This window comes from Halomonas sp. WWR20, from assembly GCF_054602495.1.
The window spans coordinates 1-17,784 of record NZ_JBTRHR010000004.1 but is presented as its reverse complement, the minus strand read 5'-3'; the positions used below and the strand labels follow the sequence as shown (position 1 = coordinate 17,784).

Sequence of the window (17,784 nt, the reverse complement as noted above, 5' to 3'; positions counted from 1 at the left end):
TTCGTGTAGGGAGTTCCGGCATGCCACGGCCGTTATACGCTGATATCGATCTCGATGCGCTGCGCCACAATTACCGAGTCGCACGCGATCTCGCGCCACATAGCCAGGCGCTGGCGGTGCTCAAGGCCGATGCGTACGGCCATGGCGCCGTGGCTTGTGCCAAAGCACTGGAAGACCTCGCACCGGCCTTTGCCGTAGCCTGCATCGAGGAGGCCGTGACGCTTCGCGAAGCAGGCATCACAAAACCGCTGGTGCTACTCGAGGGCTTCTTCGAGCCGAGTGAGCTTGAGCTTATCGATGCGCTGGGCTTATGGACGGCCGTGCATAGCCCATGGCAGGTCGAGGCGCTGCTGGCCTATCGTCCCCGGCGACCGATTCCCACTTGGGTCAAGCTGGATTCGGGCATGCATCGGCTAGGTTTCGCCCCTCGTGAATTCGAGACGGTATGGCGACGCTTGCAGACAGCCCCCGAGCAGGTGGGCCACTTGCATTTGATCACCCACTTCGCCACGGCCGATACGCTTGATGCGGATTATTTCGAGGCCCAGATGGCCTGTGTCGAGACCCTCCGCTCTCGGCTTGACGCCCGTGTATGCCTGGCCAATTCGCCCGCCACGCTAGCCTGGCCTCAGGCTCACGGAGACTGGAATCGTCCGGGTGTCATGCTCTATGGCAGCGATCCCCTGGAGGGTGCCAACGATGCCAGCCGTTCGCTCAAGCCGGTCATGACGCTACGTTCGCGGATCATCGCGACACGCGAGCTGGCACCAGGCGAGCCGGTGGGCTACGGTGGCCGATGGCGAGCGCCACGTCATTCACGTATCGGGGTGGTGGCCGCCGGCTATGGCGATGGCTACGACCGCCATGCCACCGATGGCACGCCGGTCCTGGTCGACGGGCAGCGCACGGTACTGGCCGGCAAGGTGTCGATGGATATGCTCACGGTGGATCTGACCGCGCTTCCCCAGGCGGATATCGGTAGCGAGGTCACGCTATGGGGGGCGGGGCTTGCGGTGGACGAAGTGGCGCGTTATTGCGATACGATCAGCTATACGCTGCTAACGGGAGTCTTGCCGCGGGTGCCCCGACGCTATCTCGAGGCCGGTTAGCCGACGTGTGGCGTAAATCCGCTACAATGGGCGCATTCAGTTGAACCGAGAGTGACATGGCCAAGAAAGCCTTCCCTGCAAACTTCGCTCACCCCCGCTATTGGCCGACCTGGCTGGCTATCCTGCTGATGCGCAGCGGCGCCTGGCTGCCCTGGCGGCTCAAGCTGGGCATCGGACGCGTTATCGGGCTACTGGCCTGGCGTTTCGCCAGTGACCGACGCCGGATCACCGAAACCAATCTGGCACTGTGCTTCCCGGAGAAGACAGCGGACGAGCGGGCAAGGCTGGTGCGGCAAACCTTTATCGCCAACGGTATCGGGATTCTCGAGACGGCTACCGGCTGGTGTCGTGATCCCGAGCATCTTCGCCATCGCGTCACCTTCAAGGGGGCCGAACATATGCAGAAGGCCATGGCCGAGGGCAAGGGCGCGCTGATTATCGGCATTCACTTCTCGACGTTGGATCTTGGCGGAGCGCTGCACTCGCTGTTCTTCCCGGCGGATGTCGTGTATCGCCCGCATGACAATCCGCTGTTCGAACGGTTCATGACGCAGGCCCGCTCGCACATTTTCGGCCAGGCCATCGATCGCCGTGATCTGCGTGGTGTGGTTCGGCGCATCAGGTCGGGGCATGCCGTGTGGTATTCACCGGATCAGGACTTTGGGCGTGACGTCAGCGTCTTTGCCCCGTTCTTTGGTATTCAGGCGGCCTCGATCAAGCTGACCGCCAAAATCGCGCGCATGACCGGCGCCCCCGTCATGCCGCTAATCTTTCACCGCAACCCCGATAACCGCACCTATACACTGGAATATTTGCCGGCGCTTGAAAACTTCCCGTCCGGCGACGAGGTGGCGGATGCCACTCAGGTCAATGCGGTCATCGAAGCGGCCATCCGCCGCCACCCCGAGCAGTATCTATGGCTGCATCGACGTTTCAAGACGCGCCCGGCAGGCGAGGCCAAGTTTTATTGATGTGCTGAAAAAGACGCCGGATTCGTGATGCAATGTTGAGAAGACACGTTGTCGACTTGACGTTCCGGTAAAACATTACGATTCTCTAAGACGTAACCGAGGCCAACGATTGGCCGGTAGGGAAACCCAAGCTGAACAAGGATGCATGAATCATGCTGAACTACGCGATTATTTTTCTCGTCATTGCGATCATTGCGGGGGTGCTTGGTTTCGGGGGGGTTGCCGGAGCGGCAGCGACTATCGCCAAGGTGCTGTTCTTTGTGTTCCTGGTGCTTTTCATCATTTCCTTTATTCGTAGCCGAAAATAGTCCGCGAGACAGAAACAAAGCCATAAGCAACAGGGCCCGCGAGGAATCGCGGGCCCTGTTGCTTATGGCTAGCATGTATGGCGTGAGCCGCCAGGCACGTCTGGGTCAGGCGTCGATACGCTTGTACTTCATACGCTTGGGCGTGTCGCTGCCGACGCGCTTGTGATAGTCCGCTTCGTAGTCGCTGTAATTGCCCTCGAAGAACACCACCTGCGAGTCGCCTTCATAGGCCAGGATGTGAGTGGCGATGCGGTCGAGAAACCAGCGGTCGTGAGAAATCACCATGGCACAGCCGGGAAAGGCCAGCAGGGCTTCTTCCAGGGCGCGCAGGGTCTCGATGTCAAGGTCGTTGGAAGGCTCGTCAAGCAGCAGCACGTTGGCGCCCTGCTTCAATGTCTGGGCCAGCTGCAAACGGCCACGCTCGCCGCCGGACAGCTCGGATAGACGCTTCTGCTGGTCGTTGCCCTTAAAGTTGAAACGCCCCACGTAGGCGCGTGACGAGACTTCGTAGCCATTGATGTTGAGCACGTCCTGTCCGCCGGATACCGCTTCCCACACCGTCTGCTTGTCTTCGAGGTGGTCGCGTAGCTGCTCGACGTAGGCGATATCCACCGTATCGCCGATGACCACTTCGCCGGTGTCGGGCTGTTCGGTGCCGTTGATCAGCTTGAAGAGCGTCGACTTGCCCGCGCCGTTGCCCCCGACGATGCCAACAAGAGCCCCTTTGGGAATCTGGAAGGAGAGGTCCTCGAACAGCATGCGGTCTTCGAAACGCTTGGACACGTTGTGCAGTTCGATGACCTTATCGCCGAGGCGCTGGCCGGGTGGGATATAGATCTCGTTGGTCTCGTTGCGCTTCTGGTAATCGCCGGACTGCATTTCCTCGAAACGATTGAGACGCGCCTTGCTCTTGGCCTGGCGGCCTTTAGCGCCCTGGCGAACCCACTCGAGTTCCTGTTTGATGGCGCGCTGGCGCGAGGCTTCCTGCTTGGCTTCCTGCGCGAGGCGTTTTTCCTTGGATTCCAGCCACTGCGAGTAATTGCCCTCGAAGGGAATGCCCTGGCCGCGGTCGAGTTCAAGAATCCAGCCGGCGACATTATCCAGGAAGTAGCGGTCGTGGGTGATCGCTACCACAGTGCCGTTGTAGTCGTGAAGGAAGCGTTCCAGCCAAGCGACGGACTCGGCGTCGAGGTGGTTGGTTGGCTCGTCGAGCAACAGCATGTCGGGACTCGACAGCAGCAAACGGCATAGCGCTACACGCCGCCGCTCGCCCCCCGAGAGGACTCCCACCTTTGCATCCCAGGCCGGCAGGCGCAGTGCCTCGGCGGCGACTTCCAGCTTGCGCTCGAGGTTATGGGCGTCGGCCGCCTCGATCAGGTTCTCCAGGCGCGCCTGCTCGGTGGCCAGGGCATCGAAATCGGCGTCCGGCTCGGCATAGGCGGCATACACGGCATCGAGCTTCTGCTGGGCCTCGGTGATGTGCGACAGCGCCTCCTCGACGGTCTCGCGCACGCTCTTGTCGTCGTCGAGCTCCGGCTCCTGAGGCAGGTAACCGACATTGATGCCCGGCATCGGTCGGGCTTCACCGTTGTATTCCGTGTCGACCCCGGCCATGATCCGCAGCAGTGTGGACTTGCCCGCACCGTTGAGACCGAGTACGCCGATCTTCGCGCCGGGAAAGAAGGAGAGCGAGATATCCTTGAGAATCTCGCGCTTGGGGGGCACAACCTTGCCCACCCGGTTCATGGTGTAAACGTATTGCGCCATGGAAATCCGGTTCGTTGGAGGGTGAAGAATGGCTTCAAATGATAGTGGTCGGCAGGCATAAAGGCTAGTGCCGCCTTGATGCGGGCGCAGCCCCAGCGCGGCAAACGGGAGCGATCCGTGCTTGAAAACGAATACGGACGCCAAGAGACGCCCGTAATTCAACTTCAGCAGTGAAGCGGCATACCGCACACAAGACGGATTGTCGCTACTCTTCCTCTTCGTCAGCGTAATCACTGAGCCAATCATCCTCAATGGCTCGCTTCAGCCGACGCTCTTCGAGCAAGGCTTCCACCTGGCGTCGAGCGCGTAGCGTATCGGCCCGACTGCTGCGCGGGCGGCTGAAATGCTCGTCGTTGACGGCTTCGAAAAAGTCCTGCTCGTCGGCGAAATCCTCACGGCTCATGCGCGGCCCTCCCGTGAATAACATCCCAATGATGTTTGAGGGCTATATAGCGCTTTAGCGCGAGGAATACAACCCCTATCGGCACACCGCAAGTGAATGTCTTTGAGCGGGGCGGGGCAGCGGTTTCAGCCCTCCATTTCAGGTAGGCGATGTGCGGCAACGGCGGCGCTCAAGGCCGCGATCGCGAGGATCATCAATAGCCCGGCGCTGCCGGCCCACTGCGCCAGCAGCCCGATAACGCCGCCCAGCGCCAGCATCAGTACGCCGGTAACCGTATTGGACATGGCGACATACAGGGCGCGGCTACCCTCGTCAGACATGTCGATGATGTAAGTCTTGCGGCCGAGGCGCACGCCGGCGTGCGCGACCATCAGCGCGGCATAGGCGGCGGCATACGGCCAGATTGTGTGGCTCCAGGCGCCGGGGCTCCAGGCGATCAGCGCCGCTGCCATACAGCATGCCGCGGCGGCGGCGCCGCTGTCGCGCATCACGCGGCGACTCGAGCGGTCGGCACGCTTGCCCCATAGCGGGTTGGCGATCATGCCGGCAAGCCCCGAGACGACGATCATCAGTCCCAGGCCGTTCAACTCGCCACCGCCCTGCTGTTGGCCGAGCAGGGCGATATAGGGCAGAGCCAAAGCGCTGGACAGCAGCAGGGCGCGAGCCAAGTTGAAATGCAAAAAGGTGTGATCTTCACGCATCAAGCGCAGCCCTTCGCGAAGGCTCTCGCCGAGATGACTGCCGCCTTGGGTCGCGCCGGACGTCTCGCGAATCAGTGCGGCGCATAGCGCATTGACGGCCCAGCCCAAGGCAGCGATGCCTAACAGCACGGCGAGCACCGCGCCGTTGTGGCGGTCTTCGAACAGCATCAGTACCATCCCGGCCAGTAGGGTCACGCCCCCCGCCATGCCGGCGCTCCAGCCCATCAGATTGCCACGGCGCTGTTTGGCGATGGTTTTGCCGAGCACGTCCTTGGTGGCGATCGAGGAGAGCCCACGCCCCAGCGACAATATGATCAGTGCGGCCAGGACCAGGGCGCCGCCCCAGCCACCCTGTCCGAACAGCGCAAGCAGGCCGAGCCCTGCGGCGCACGCGGCCTGAATGAGGCCTCCCAGCATCCAGACCCACTTGCGTATGGTCTTGAGCCGGATGTAGCCGGCAATCAGTAGCTGTGGCAGCAGGACGCCCGCCTCGCGTATCGGGACGAGAAAACCGACCATCCATACCGGAGCGCCCATGGCTCCCAGTAACCAGGGCAGGACCAGGCGGGCGCTCGAGAGTTCATCGGCCAGCTTGTTACCCAGCGCGGCAATCAGGTGGCGAAAGAAATTGCCGGGTTGGGCCTCGCAGGCACTCTCGGGAATCCCCCGGCACATTCGGCTGTCTTCGTCACCGGTCAGCCATTCGTACAGGCGGCTTTGGGTGATACCTCTCTCGGCCATGCAGGGTTCCTGTTACGTAGTGATCAAAACGGCGTTGCCAAAATGCCGTCTCGAGCGTGCTCATGGCTGGCTTGAGCCAGCTGGCGGCGCGGCGCATCATGGCAGCTCCGTGCCTGCTCACGCCCGTCGCAACGAGGTGAGCAGGCGCCATCCACCGCCCAAGCGGAGTTTTCTGTCATGGCCCGCATTCGTATCCATTATTGTACCCAATGTCAGTGGCTGCTGCGTGCCGGCTGGTACGCTCAAGAGCTGCTGTCCACCTTTGGCGAGGACCTCGAACAGGTGGCGCTGGCGCCCAGTCATGGCGGGCATTTTGAGGTGCTCTGCGACGAAGAGACCTTATGGGAGCGCAAGCGTGACGGTGGCTTCCCCGATATCAAGGAACTCAAACGCCGGGTCAGGGACCGGCTCGACCCGCAGCGGGACCTGGGACATATCGACCGCTAGTGCCTGGGTCACCACCAGCGCTTGCGCTTGAGCAGTGCCATGACGCCGATGCCGACCAGGGCGGTAATCGCCAGAAAGGTCACGAAGCCGTAGTCGCTCTCCGCGCCGGGGATGCCGCCGACGTTGATGCCCAGCAGGCCGGTCAGAAAGCTTAGCGGCAGGAACACGGTGGTAATGATGGCCAGCATGTACATACGTTCGTTGAGGCGTTCGTTGTGCTGGCTCCAGACCTGTTCCTGCAGGATCAAGGCACGTTCCTGCATGGCCTGGAAATCCTCCACGTAACGGGACAGCTGGTTGGCGCTTTCGCGCAGCGAAACTTGGGTTTCCTCATCGAGCCATTGATGGCCCTGGGCCAGTTGGCTGAGACAGTCGCGCTGGGGCCCCATGAAGCGGCGCAATACGATCAGCGGACGGCGCGCGCGGGTGAGGTCGTCGGAGTCGATTTCATGCTCGGTCAGCAAGTCTTCTTCGAGTTCACCCAAGCGGTCGTCGAGCTGATGGGTGACGTCGCCGATCTGGTCCACCAGAGTTTCGGTGAGCCAGGCGACCAGGTCGGGGACCGTCAATGCTCCCTCGCCCGTATCGATGAGCTCGCGTACGATACTGACCGACTTCAAGGGGCGGCGGCGTACGGTGATCAGACGCGTGGGAGTCAGCCAGAGACGCAAGGAGATCAGGTCTTCGGGCGCCGAACCCGGATTGAGATTGACGCCGCGTAACGTGGTCACCACGCCATGGCCGAACTTGGCCACCCGCGGCCGGGTGTCCTCTTCCAGCAGCGCTTCGATCGTCGCCGGGTTGAGTTGGGCAATATCGTCGAGATAGGTCGTGACATCGGCATGACTGAAATCCAGGTGCATCCAGATGGGCGCATCATCGCGGGCCCAGGCCTCGCGGAGTTCGCTCAGGTTCAACACCTGACCGCCTCCTTGGCCGTCGAGACGATAGGCGACCACCAGGGCGGTGGTGGTTCCGGGGGTGACGGGCTGAGGCATGGCCGGGATCCTTAGAGCCGCAAGAGATATTCGGTAGGGTTGCGTTGTGACACGTCAAGCATCCTCGTTGGCGCTGCGCCGTGCGTCAATGCCTGGAGGCTCGGCGTCTGGCGTGCCCTGGCGCGCTGACAGAGCGAACGCCGGCATTTTTGGAGCAAGCATGACACAAGAACGGCAGGCGATACTTTGCGGACTCGGGGCCGTAGCGCTGTGGTCGACGGTGGCGACCGCCTTCAAGCTGGCGCTGAGGGAAATGAGCCCGGTGGAACTGATGTGGATCGCCGCACTGGTTTCCTGGGCGCTGATGGGGCTTCTAGTGGTCTGGCAGGGTCGGTTGCGCCAGGCGCTGCGCGGTGGCTGGCGCACGGCGCTATGGGCAGGGCTGATGAATCCCGTGGCCTACTATCTGGCCCTGTTTGCCGCCTACGATCGCCTGCCCGGACAGGAAGCCATGGCGCTCAACTACACTTGGGCACTGGCGATGGCGTTTCTTGCCGTCCCCATTCTCAAACAGCGGCTGACGGTCATGGATATCGGGGCAGGCGTCATTGCGTATGCTGGTGTGTGGACCATCGCCACGCGCGGAGCGGTATTCGACATGCATTTCGCCGACCCGCTGGGAGTGGGCATGGCGCTCGGGTCGACCCTGTTATGGGCGCTGTATTGGTTGCTAAACGCCCGTGATCGACGCGCGCCGCTGGTCGCCCAGTGGCAGAACTTCACGGTCGGCTTGCCGGTGTTCACGCTGCTGGTCGCGCTGGGGCCGGGGTTTCGCTGGTATGGCTGGCAAAGCCTGGGCGCAGGAGTCTATACCGGCCTGTTCGAAATGGGGGTGGCGTTCGTTCTCTGGCAACTGGCGGTGCATAAGGTCTCGCGTACCGCACGGGTCGCCAATTTAATCTTCCTGTCCCCTCCGGTGTCGTTACTGTTGCTGCATGTAGTGATCGGCGAGCCGATTCTGAGCTCGACGCTGGTAGGTTTAGCGCTGATCCTGACGGGGCTGGGATTGCAGCAACTGCAGAAGACGCCCCAAGCGCCGCCGGCCTGAGCGGCGTTGTCAGGCCGGCAAGCTGACGGTGTCAGTCGTGGGGCTCATCAAGCATCGGCGCCAGCTCCTGCCAGACATTGTTCAGAATGGCGCTTTGCGCCTTGCCGTTGGGATGGATGCCGTCTTCCTGCATCATCTCTTCGCTCAGGGCCACGCCTTCGAGAATGAAGGGCACCAGGCGCACATCGTACTCCTCGGCGAGCTGGCGAAAGACGCCACTGAATGCCTCGGTATAGGTCGAGCCGTAGTTGGGCGGCATTTTGATGCCGAGCAGCAGCACGCGGGCCCCGGTGGCTTGACTGTTCTCGATCATGTTGGCCAGATTGAGCTTCATCTGGTGGGGCGAGAGCCCCCGCAGGCCATCGTTGCCGCCGAGTTCAAGCAGCACGATATCCGGATCGTGCTGCTTGAGGAGATCAGGCAGGCGTGCCATTCCACCCGAGGTCGTTTCGCCGCTAATACTGGCATTGATGACCTCATGTTCGTTGCCTAGACGCTGCTTGAGTTGATTGACCCAACTGTCTTTACGTTCGATGCCATAGGCAGCACTGAGACTATCGCCCATCACCAGCAAGGTATCGGCGTATGCTGGACTTAACTGCAAGGCGCCCAGCCAAAGTGTGGCCATTAATCCGCTCCACGCTAAAAGACGCGTGAAAACAGGGAAACCTTCCACCATGTCCAACTCCTTGTATGCTTCACGGAAATCCATTTTACAGGCTCGCCATCTTGGCAAGCGGGTCTTCAGCGGCGAACGACCCTTGACCATTCTCGACGATTTGGCGTTCGATGTCTTCGCCGGCGAGAGCGTAGCGATCCTAGGCAGCTCCGGCGCCGGCAAGTCCACGCTGCTGGGCCTGCTGGCAGGGCTCGATACGCCCTCCTCGGGGGAGTTGACGCTGTTTGGCGAGTCCATGCCTGATCTCGACGAAGACGGCCGTGCTCAGTTGCGTGCCGGTCGGGTCGGTTTTGTATTTCAGAACTTTCAGTTACTGCCGACCCTGACCGCCTTGGAAAACGTCCTGCTGCCTCTTGAACTGGTTCCCCAGGGAGACCTGACACGCCGTGGCCGTGAGGCTCTGGCCCGGGTGGGGCTGGGCGAGCGTCTGCATCACTTACCCAAGCAGCTCTCCGGAGGAGAACAACAGCGTGTCGCGGTGGCGCGCGCCTTCGTTACCCGGCCCGAGCTGGTGTTTGCCGATGAACCGACCGGGAATCTGGATCGCGCCACGGGCAGAAAGATCATCGATTTATTGTTCGAACTCAACCGCGAAGCGGGTACGACATTAGTACTGGTTACCCACGATCATGGCATGGCACGCCGTTGCCAGCGCTGCTTGAGCCTCGAAAACGGCAAGCTGCTCGAGTTGCTGCCCGACGAGGTGGAGGCATGAGCCTGCTGGCACTTTCCGCCAAAGGATTGCGGCGCGACATGCGCGCCGCCGACGTGCGTGCGCTGTTCCTGGCCCTGGCCCTGGCGGTCGCCGCCTCGACCATGATCGGATTCTTCCTCGATCGAATCGACCGTGCCCTGACGCGGCAGGCCGGGCAACTGCTGGGGGGCGACCTGGTTTTAGAACAGGGTAGCCCGTTTGATGTTTCGTTGCGCCATGAATTCGAATCCGCCGGATTGATGACGAGCACTCAGGTCGATCTGGTCTCGATGCTCAGTCATGAACAAGCTTTCCAGCCGGTTAGCGTCAAGGTCGTCGATGATGCCTATCCGCTTTATGGGCAAGTCCGTATCACGCGCGACCAGGGCGAGGAGGTCGTTGCCCATGGACCGCCGCCCGGCACGCTCTGGGCGGCGCCGCGGCTGGCGGGGCTGCTCGATGTGGCGGTCGGCGATCAGGTAAGGATCGGCAGCGCGACATTGACACTGGATGCCTTCATCCAGCGCGAGCCGGATCAGCAGGCCGGTTTTGCCAGCTTCAATCCCCGCGTGATGATGAACCGCAGCGACCTTGAGGCCACCGAGCTGATTCGGCCGGGGTCGCGAGTCGAGTACGAACTGCTGGCACGGGGCGCGCCGAGTGCCCTGGCGGCGGTAGAGAACCGTCTGCAGGCGCTTGAAGCACAGGGCGTACGGATCCAGGACGTACGTGAGGATCGCCCGCGGTTGGGCAGTGCCCTGGCGCGGGCCGAGAAATATCTCAGCCTTGCCGGGCTGGCCGCCGTGCTGCTGGCGGGAGTGGCGGTGGCCATGGCAACACGTCGCTACGTCGACCGTCACTTGGATACGGCGGCGCTGCTGCGTTGTTTCGGGGGCACGCAGCGTCAGCTCGCCCAGCTGTTCAGCCTGCAGCTGCTGTGGCTGGCCATGGCGGCTTCTCTCATTGGGGCCCTGCTGGGGTTGGTGGGGCAGGCGGGATTGCTGACGCTGCTCACGCGGTTCCTGCCGCTGGAATTGCCACCGCCGGGACCGCTGCCGCTGTTGATGGGTGTTCTTACGGCGCTGGCGGTGCTGGTCGGCTTTGCCGGGCCGACGCTGCTGCGGCTCCAGCGCGTCAGCGCGCTCAAGGTGCTGCGACGCGAGCTGGATCCGCTGCCTGCATCGGCCTGGGCGGTGGTGGCGGCTGCCAGCCTGGTGTTCGCAGCCTTGCTATGGCTGTATTCGGGCGATCTGGCCCTGTCGGCCGGACTGCTGGCGGGCGGGTTGGTGGCGCTGTCGTTGTTATGGCTGCTGGGGCGGGGCCTGCTGGCGGGAGTGCTGCGCCTGGCCCAGGCGCTACCGGGAAATGGCGCGGCGGGTGCCGGGCGTGGCCAGGCGCTGCGCCTGGGAGCGCGACAGCTGGCGCGCCGCCGACAGGCCAGCCTCGGCCAGTTGCTGGCATTTGCGGTGACGTTTGCCGCCATGGCCATGATCGCCCTGGTGCGCGGAGACCTGTTGACCACCTGGCAGGCTCAGTTGCCCGAGAATACACCGAACTATTTCGCCATCAATATCCAGCCCGCCGAACGCGAGCCGTTCAATGCGCTGCTCGAGGGACGCACCGATGAGCCGAGTGTTCTCTATCCCATGGTGCGAGGGCGGATCAGCGCCATCAACGGTGAGCCACCGCGTGACGCGGTACCCGAGGAGCAGCGTGACGCCAACGCGCTGCGTCGTGAACTCAACTTGACCTGGCGCGATAGCTTGCCGGAGGGCAACCGCTTGGTAGCCGGGGCGTGGTTCGATACCTTGCCGGAAGCGGACGCCGAAACCGCTGCCGCGCCGATTTCCATGGAACTGGGGCTGGCCGAGCGGCTCGGCCTGAGCCTTGGCGATCAGTTGGCCTTCACTATCGGCAGTCAAGAGGTCACCGGCGAGATTACCAGCTTGCGCAGCCTCGACTGGGAGAGCTTCAAGCCCAATTTCTTCGTTATCTTTCCCCCAGGGGTGCTCGAGCGCTTCGGGCATAGCTATATCACCGCCTTTCATCTCGAGGAGGATCGCCAGGCCCTGGTGAGCGAGTTGGTACAACAGTTTCCCGGCATTTCGCTGCTCAATGTCGATGCCATCCTCGAGCAGGTCCGCGACCTGCTGGCCCAGGTGACACGCGCCGTGGAGTTCGTGCTGGGGTTCGTGTTGCTGGCGGGTATCAGCGTACTGTATGCGGCGATGACGGCGAGTCGTCCGATGCGGGCTCATGAAAGCGCACTGTTGCGGGCCTTTGGGGCCGGCAACCGCTTGATTTCGCACATTCAGGCAGCCGAATTCGGCTTGCTGGGCCTGGTAAGCGGGCTGATGGGCGCCTTGCTGGCGGAGGCCGCGGCTGCCGGTGTATATCTGGGCTGGCTGGGGATGGCACCGCGCTGGCACTGGGGAATGTGGCTGATCATGCCGTTGGGGGGAGCGCTGATCATTGGCGTGATCGGGCACTTGCTGTCGCGTGGCGTACGGCGTCAGACGCCGATGGATAGCCTGCGTCTGTTGGGAGAGGTGTGAACGACACCTGCCGGTTTTGGTGGCGAGACGCATGTTGCCGGATGAGTCACGCTCCGGATGGGAATGACACCGTTTCATGTGAAAGCGCTCAGGCGCTGGGGTATCATGGCAGCCTTGCCGATTTCGTCCTGCGGCGCTGCGCCGCGCAGATCACTCTTGAGTCGAGGATTCCCGCCGATGTTCACACGTGACATGCAGATTGCCGGTTTCGATGACGCCCTGTGGAACGCGATGGAGGAAGAAGTCGCGCGTCAGGAAGCGCACATCGAGCTGATCGCCTCCGAGAACTACACCAGCCCGCGCGTGATGCAGGCGCAGGGGTCGCAGCTGACCAACAAGTACGCCGAGGGCTATCCCGGCAAGCGCTACTACGGGGGCTGCGAATTCGTCGACAAGGTCGAACAGCTTGCCATCGACCGTGCCTGTGAACTGTTCGGCTGCGACTACGCCAATGTGCAGCCACACTCCGGCTCCCAGGCCAACAGTGCCGTGTTTCAGGCGCTGGTCACGCCGGGCGACACCGTCCTCGGCATGAGCCTCGATGCCGGTGGGCACCTGACTCACGGTGCCAAGCCGAGCTTTTCAGGCAAGCACTACAATGCCGTGCAGTACGGACTCAACGCCGAAGGACTGATCGATTACGACGAAGTCGCCCGACTGGCGCATGAACATCGACCGAAGATGATCATCGCCGGCTTTTCCGCCTATTCACGGATCATCGACTGGGCGCGCTTTCGCGAGATCGCCGACGAGGTGGGGGCATACTTGTTCGTCGACATGGCGCACATCGCCGGCCTCGTCGCTGCCGGCTGCTATCCGAGTCCCATGGCGCATGCGCACGTAGTCACCACCACCACGCACAAGACTCTGCGCGGGCCGCGTGCCGGTCTGATCCTTTCCGCGTGTGGTGACGCCGATATCTACAAGAAGCTCAACTCCGCAGTGTTTCCGGGCGGCCAGGGTGGCCCGCTGATGCATGCCATCGCCGCCAAGGCGGTATGTTTCAAAGAGGCCATGAGCGATGACTTCAGGGCCTACCAGCAGCAGGTGGTCAGGAATGCCCAGGTGATGGCCGGCGTGTTCATCGAGCGCGGCTACGATATCGTCTCCGGCGGCACCGAGGATCACCTGTTCCTGTTATCGCTGATCAAGCAGGGCATCACCGGCAAGGACGCGGACGCCGCACTTGGCCGCGCCCACATCACGGTCAACAAGAATGCGGTGCCCAATGACCCGCAAAGCCCGTTCGTCACCTCCGGCCTGCGTATCGGCACGCCGGCGGTCACGACTCGCGGCTTTGGTGAAGTTGAGTGCCGTGATCTGGCCGGCTGGATCTGCGATATCCTCGACGCCATGAACAAGGGCGACGCCAGCGCCATGGAGAACGAGGTGCGCGGCAAGGTCGAAAGCGTCTGTGCACGCTTCCCCGTGTATCGCTGATACCGCGAACGCTTTTGCTTGAGTATTGATCCCCGCCGGCCACGCGCCGGCGGGGATTTTTTATGCCTTCTTCCGGTTCACCGAGCCTCATGTCTATGCATGATCCGCATCGCGTATGCAGTGCACTGGGTAAGCGAAGCAGTGCTGGGCCTCGGCTCAGGAAGCACCCAATAAATTCTTTAAAAACAATTGAATGCGATTTTTTTAGACTATGGTCTAAGGGGGAGAAGGCGCCTTATAGGTTGCGGCTATGTCGGACATAGATTATTCCTAGTCCTACTTGATGGCCGAGAAGCATATGTCCAGTAACGATACCGCTAGCACGGGGGGCCGAGGGCCACGTCCCGATATTGCCGAACGGCTCGCCGATGCCATTTTCAGTGGCCGCTATGTGCCGGGAGACCTGATTCCGCGTGAATTGGATCTTTGTGAGCAGTATGGCGTCAGCCGCAGCACCGTGCGCAGTGCATTGCAGACCATGGTGGCGGCCGGATTGGTGGTGCGTATTTCGGGGCAGGGCACGCGGGTGCGCAACTTCTCCGAATGGCATCTACTCGATCCCAAGGTCACCGAGTGGATGGCGCGCTACGCACAGCCCAATCCGCGCTTTCAGCGTGAGATCTTTGCCTTTCGTGTCGCTGTCGAGCCGTTCGTGGCCTGGCTGGCGGCGCAAAATGCCACGGCGGCGGATCTGTTGGCTATCGAGACGGCCTATGAGGGCATGATCTGGGCGCTCGAGCAGCCCGACCTGCATTGGCAGGGACAGAGTCACGATGATTACGACGTGGCGTTTCACGAGGCGATCTTTGCCGCGACGCACAATCTGGTGTGGACGCAACTGAGCCATGTCCTCCGCCCCTCCATCACCCTGCTGGTTCAACGTTCCAACCAGAGCGCCAACGAATTGCAGGACAGCATGACGCGTCATCGGCGTGTCATGGAAGCCATCCGCTTGCGCCAACCCGATGCGGCCCATGCGGCGGCATTGGCGGTACTGGAGCGTACCGGGCATGACCTGGGCGTCGCGGAATCGCCTCGCACATTGCCTTCGCTGCTGCACTCCAGTGCAGCGATGATATGAGTGTCACGATGAGGGCGCTCACGAAAACGGCGGACTCGACCCGCCATCACCCGCTTATAAACCCAGCGTTACCTATAACAAGGAGTGCATCATGATCGCACGCACGCATCACAAGCTCATCGGCCTTGCCTCGGCCATTACTCTGGGAATGATGGCTTCCGCGGTCCAGGCGGCCGAGTACGAATGGACCTTCCAGACCTCCGAAACTTCCGGCGAGCCGCAGTTCGAGATCAAGAAGGCCTGGGCTGACAACGTCAACAAGATGTCCGGTGGACGGATCGAGATCGAGATCCTGCCGGTCAACGCGGTGGTGGGTGCCACCGAAACCCTGCAGGCGGTCAGCGCGGGCATTCTGCAGGGCCACATGACCGACCCCAGCTACTTTTCAGGTCAGAACCCGGCGTTCGGCATGATGGGCAACCTGGTCGGCGCCTGGGGCGATCCGGTCGAATTTCTCGACTACATGAATTATGCCGGCGGCGAGGAGATCTATAACGAGTTGGTCGAGCCCTATGGCGTGCACCTGATCGGGGCTGCGGCCACGGGGCTTGAGGCCTTCCCCTCCAAGCGTCCCATCCGCACCGTGGAAGACCTCAAGGGGCTCAAGGTGCGCGCACCGCAGGGCATGGTCTACAACATCTTCGAAAAGGCTGGCGCCACACCGGTCAATCTGCCGGGGTCCGAAGTCTATACCAGTCTCGAGAAGGGCGTGATCGACGCGGCCGACTATACCGTGTTCGCCACCAACTACGACCAGGGACTGTATGACTTCGCGCCGTATCCCAACTATCCGGGCTTTCACTCGCTGCCGATGGTGTCGGTATCGCTGAACAAGGATATCTGGGACAGCCTGCCGGAAGACCTCAAGGCGATTCTGGATACCTCTGTCGACAGTATGGCCTATGAAATGGTCGCCAAGCTCAAGGTGCGTGACCTCGAGGCGGTTAAGGAGGTGCGTGAGAACCCGGATATCGAAATCATCGATATGTCCGCCGAAGAGCGCGCCAAGTTCCGTAATATCGCCAAGGAAGAGTGGGCGGTATGGGCCGAGAAGAACGATACCACCCAGAAGTTCTATGATTCGGTGGTCTCTTATCTGCAAGACCACAACCTGATGTAAAAGGGGTACCGGGGCCGGCATCGACCGGCCCCGAGCGTGCTGCCTTCAATGGCTCATAGAGAAATCCCGCGGGATTTCTTGCGTTTTATCGAGAGGAAAGGTCATGTCTCGACACTCCCCCGACCGGGACAGCCGCGACGAGGTGCCCGTCGCCCCCCGCGAGGATGAAATCGCCGCGCCCACCGCCGGTGAGCCGGCTTCCGGGGCGCCGGATGCCAGCGATCCGGTCCGCAGCGCCTTCGACCGCGGTGTGGTGTGGTGCGCGCGCGGCGCCGCCTGGCTGGTGTTCGTCGCCATGGGCATCAGCGTGTACGAGGTCATCATGCGCTATGGCTTCGACTCGCCCACCTCCTGGGTGCATGAGTCGGTGGTCATGCTGGTGGCGGTGAGCTTCGCCCTCGGCGGGCCGGCGGCGCTGGCCAGCAACCGCCACATCCGGGTGCGGGTGCTCTACGACAGCGTCGGCCCACGCTTCAAGCTGTGGCTCGACCGCTTCAACGACCTAGTGACCTTCGGCTTCTGCCTGGCGATGAGCTACGCCGCCTATGTGATGTTCTGGAACGCCTCGCACAATCCGTTGGGCGAGTGGTCGCTGGAGCGCTCGGGAACGTCGTGGAACCCGCCGTTTCCGGCCTTCATCAAGGGCATCATCTTTGCCGCGCTGGTGCTGATGACGATCCAGTCGCTGATCCATCTGTTTCAATCGCTGCGCGGCAAGAATGCACCCAGCGCATCCGATCATGAAGGAGCCGCCTGATGGATATCGCCGACGGAACGCTGTTGATGGTCGGGGCCATCTTCGCGCTGCTGATTACCGGCCTGCCGCTGGCCTTCATTACCGGTCTGGTGGCGCTGGCCTTCACCTTCGGCTGGTTCGGTACCAACGCGCTGCCGCTGGTCACCAGCCGGGTGTTCGGCTTCGTCACCGAGTATTCCCTGGTGGCGGTGCCGATGTTCGTGCTGATGGCGTCGTTGCTCGACCGCTCGGGCATCGCCAAGGATCTGTTCAACGCCATGCGCGTGTTCGCCGGCCGTCTGCCCGGCGGGGTGGCGGTGCAGACCATCGTGGTGGCGTTCTTCCTCGCCGCGCTGTCGGGCATCATCGGCGGCGAGATCGTATTGCTGGGCATTCTGGCGCTGCCGCAGATGCTGCGCCTGGGCTACGACAAGCACCTGTCGATCGGCGTGGTGTGCGCCGGCGGGGCACTGGGCACGATGATGCCGCCGTCGATCGTGCTGATCATCTACGGGCTGATCGCCAGCGTGTCGATCGCCGATCTGTTCACCGCGGCGATCACCCCGGCGATAATCCTGATGCTCTCCTACATCGCCTATGTGCTGGTGCGCTGCATGAAGAACCCGGCCATGGGGCCGCCGATGACCGAGGCCGACCGCCAGGAAGGGTTCACCAACCGCTGGCAGGCGCTCAAGGCGATCCTGGTGCCGGGCCTGATTGCCGGGCTGGTGCTGGGCACCATCTACGGCGGGGTGGCCTCGGTCACCGAAGCCGCGGCGATGGGCGTCTTCGGCGTGCTGCTGGCCATCGTCGCCCGCGGCGAGTTCTCGCTCAAGACGCTGCACGGCAGTCTGGGGCAGACGCTGACCACCTGCGGCATGATCATCTGGATCGGTATCGGCGCGGCGGCGCTGGTCGGGGTCTACAACCTGATGGGCGGCAACCGCTTCATCTCGCAGATGATCCTGGGGCTCGAGGTCGAGCCC

Annotated in this window: 17 protein-coding genes; 12 read left to right on the top strand and 5 right to left on the bottom strand. The window is 62.3% G+C overall.

What is annotated here, in order from left to right:
• Positions 1-20 precede the first annotated feature (20 nt).
• From alr to ACW4DH_RS08640, 3 genes are all read left to right on the top strand, one after another.
• Positions 21-1,109, top strand: coding sequence for an alanine racemase (gene alr / locus ACW4DH_RS08650; RefSeq protein ID WP_459635987.1), 1,089 nt, complete (start codon positions 21-23; stop codon positions 1,107-1,109).
• Positions 1,110-1,165: 56 nt separating this feature from the next.
• Positions 1,166-2,080 carry an LpxL/LpxP family Kdo(2)-lipid IV(A) lauroyl/palmitoleoyl acyltransferase gene (lpxL, locus tag ACW4DH_RS08645; RefSeq protein WP_459635986.1) on the top strand — a complete coding sequence of 305 codons (915 nt, stop codon included), beginning with the start codon at positions 1,166-1,168 and terminating at the stop codon, positions 2,078-2,080.
• A 152-nt stretch (positions 2,081-2,232) separates the two neighbouring features.
• Positions 2,233-2,388 (top strand): DUF1328 family protein, encoded by a 156-nt coding sequence (locus ACW4DH_RS08640; protein WP_459635985.1) that lies wholly within the window; start codon positions 2,233-2,235, stop codon positions 2,386-2,388.
• A gap of 105 nt (positions 2,389-2,493) precedes the next feature.
• Here the strand turns inward: ACW4DH_RS08640 and ettA are convergent, their stop codons facing one another.
• From ettA to ACW4DH_RS08625, 3 genes are all read right to left on the bottom strand, one after another.
• Positions 2,494-4,155 carry an energy-dependent translational throttle protein EttA gene (gene ettA / locus ACW4DH_RS08635; RefSeq protein WP_459635984.1) on the bottom strand — a complete coding sequence of 554 codons (1,662 nt, stop codon included), beginning with the start codon at positions 4,153-4,155 and terminating at the stop codon, positions 2,494-2,496.
• Positions 4,156-4,360: 205 nt separating this feature from the next.
• Positions 4,361-4,558 carry a PA3496 family putative envelope integrity protein gene (locus ACW4DH_RS08630; RefSeq protein ID WP_459635983.1) on the bottom strand — a complete coding sequence of 66 codons (198 nt, stop codon included), beginning with the start codon at positions 4,556-4,558 and terminating at the stop codon, positions 4,361-4,363.
• A gap of 125 nt (positions 4,559-4,683) precedes the next feature.
• Positions 4,684-6,000, bottom strand: a complete 1,317-nt coding sequence (locus ACW4DH_RS08625) for an MFS transporter (protein WP_459635982.1) — start codon at positions 5,998-6,000, stop codon at positions 4,684-4,686.
• A 177-nt stretch (positions 6,001-6,177) separates the two neighbouring features.
• On the opposite strand from ACW4DH_RS08625, the gene ACW4DH_RS08620 reads away from it, so the two are divergent.
• Positions 6,178-6,447, top strand: coding sequence for an Rdx family protein (locus tag ACW4DH_RS08620; RefSeq protein ID WP_459635981.1), 270 nt, complete (start codon positions 6,178-6,180; stop codon positions 6,445-6,447).
• Positions 6,448-6,455: 8 nt separating this feature from the next.
• Here the strand turns inward: ACW4DH_RS08620 and ACW4DH_RS08615 are convergent, their stop codons facing one another.
• The gene (locus ACW4DH_RS08615; RefSeq protein WP_459635980.1) at positions 6,456-7,445 is read right to left on the bottom strand and encodes a zinc transporter ZntB; all 990 of its coding nucleotides are present in this window, start codon (positions 7,443-7,445) and stop codon (positions 6,456-6,458) included.
• A 160-nt stretch (positions 7,446-7,605) separates the two neighbouring features.
• Between ACW4DH_RS08615 and ACW4DH_RS08610 the strand changes: the two genes are divergently transcribed.
• Positions 7,606-8,493 carry a DMT family transporter gene (locus ACW4DH_RS08610; RefSeq protein ID WP_459635979.1) on the top strand — a complete coding sequence of 296 codons (888 nt, stop codon included), beginning with the start codon at positions 7,606-7,608 and terminating at the stop codon, positions 8,491-8,493.
• Between the two features lie 31 nt (positions 8,494-8,524).
• Here ACW4DH_RS08610 and ACW4DH_RS08605 read toward each other — a convergent pair whose 3' ends face one another.
• Complete coding sequence (locus ACW4DH_RS08605) at positions 8,525-9,121, bottom strand: arylesterase (protein WP_459635978.1); 597 nt, start codon at positions 9,119-9,121, stop codon at positions 8,525-8,527.
• A gap of 49 nt (positions 9,122-9,170) precedes the next feature.
• Here ACW4DH_RS08605 and ACW4DH_RS08600 point away from each other — a divergent pair, with 49 nt between their 5' ends.
• The 7 genes from ACW4DH_RS08600 to ACW4DH_RS08570 all read left to right on the top strand — a co-directional run.
• Positions 9,171-9,887 carry an ABC transporter ATP-binding protein gene (locus ACW4DH_RS08600; RefSeq protein ID WP_459635977.1) on the top strand — a complete coding sequence of 239 codons (717 nt, stop codon included), beginning with the start codon at positions 9,171-9,173 and terminating at the stop codon, positions 9,885-9,887.
• Positions 9,884-12,421: an ABC transporter permease gene (locus ACW4DH_RS08595; RefSeq protein WP_459635976.1), complete on the top strand. Its 2,538-nt coding sequence runs from the start codon at positions 9,884-9,886 to the stop codon at positions 12,419-12,421. Before ACW4DH_RS08600 ends, ACW4DH_RS08595 begins: the two co-directional genes overlap by 4 nt.
• Before the next feature lie 177 nt (positions 12,422-12,598).
• Positions 12,599-13,861: a serine hydroxymethyltransferase gene (glyA, locus tag ACW4DH_RS08590; protein WP_459635975.1), complete on the top strand. Its 1,263-nt coding sequence runs from the start codon at positions 12,599-12,601 to the stop codon at positions 13,859-13,861.
• 298 nt (positions 13,862-14,159) lie between these two features.
• A complete protein-coding gene (locus tag ACW4DH_RS08585; RefSeq protein ID WP_459635974.1) occupies positions 14,160-14,942 on the top strand; it encodes a FadR/GntR family transcriptional regulator in 783 nt (260 codons plus the stop codon).
• A 91-nt stretch (positions 14,943-15,033) separates the two neighbouring features.
• Positions 15,034-16,062 (top strand): TRAP transporter substrate-binding protein, encoded by a 1,029-nt coding sequence (locus ACW4DH_RS08580; RefSeq protein ID WP_459635973.1) that lies wholly within the window; start codon positions 15,034-15,036, stop codon positions 16,060-16,062.
• A gap of 103 nt (positions 16,063-16,165) precedes the next feature.
• Positions 16,166-16,819, top strand: a complete 654-nt coding sequence (locus tag ACW4DH_RS08575) for a TRAP transporter small permease subunit (RefSeq protein ID WP_459635972.1) — start codon at positions 16,166-16,168, stop codon at positions 16,817-16,819.
• Positions 16,819-17,784, top strand: a 966-nt coding sequence (locus tag ACW4DH_RS08570; protein ID WP_459635971.1) for a TRAP transporter large permease, incomplete at its 3' end; no start/stop codon positions are given. The genes ACW4DH_RS08575 and ACW4DH_RS08570, both read left to right, overlap by 1 nt.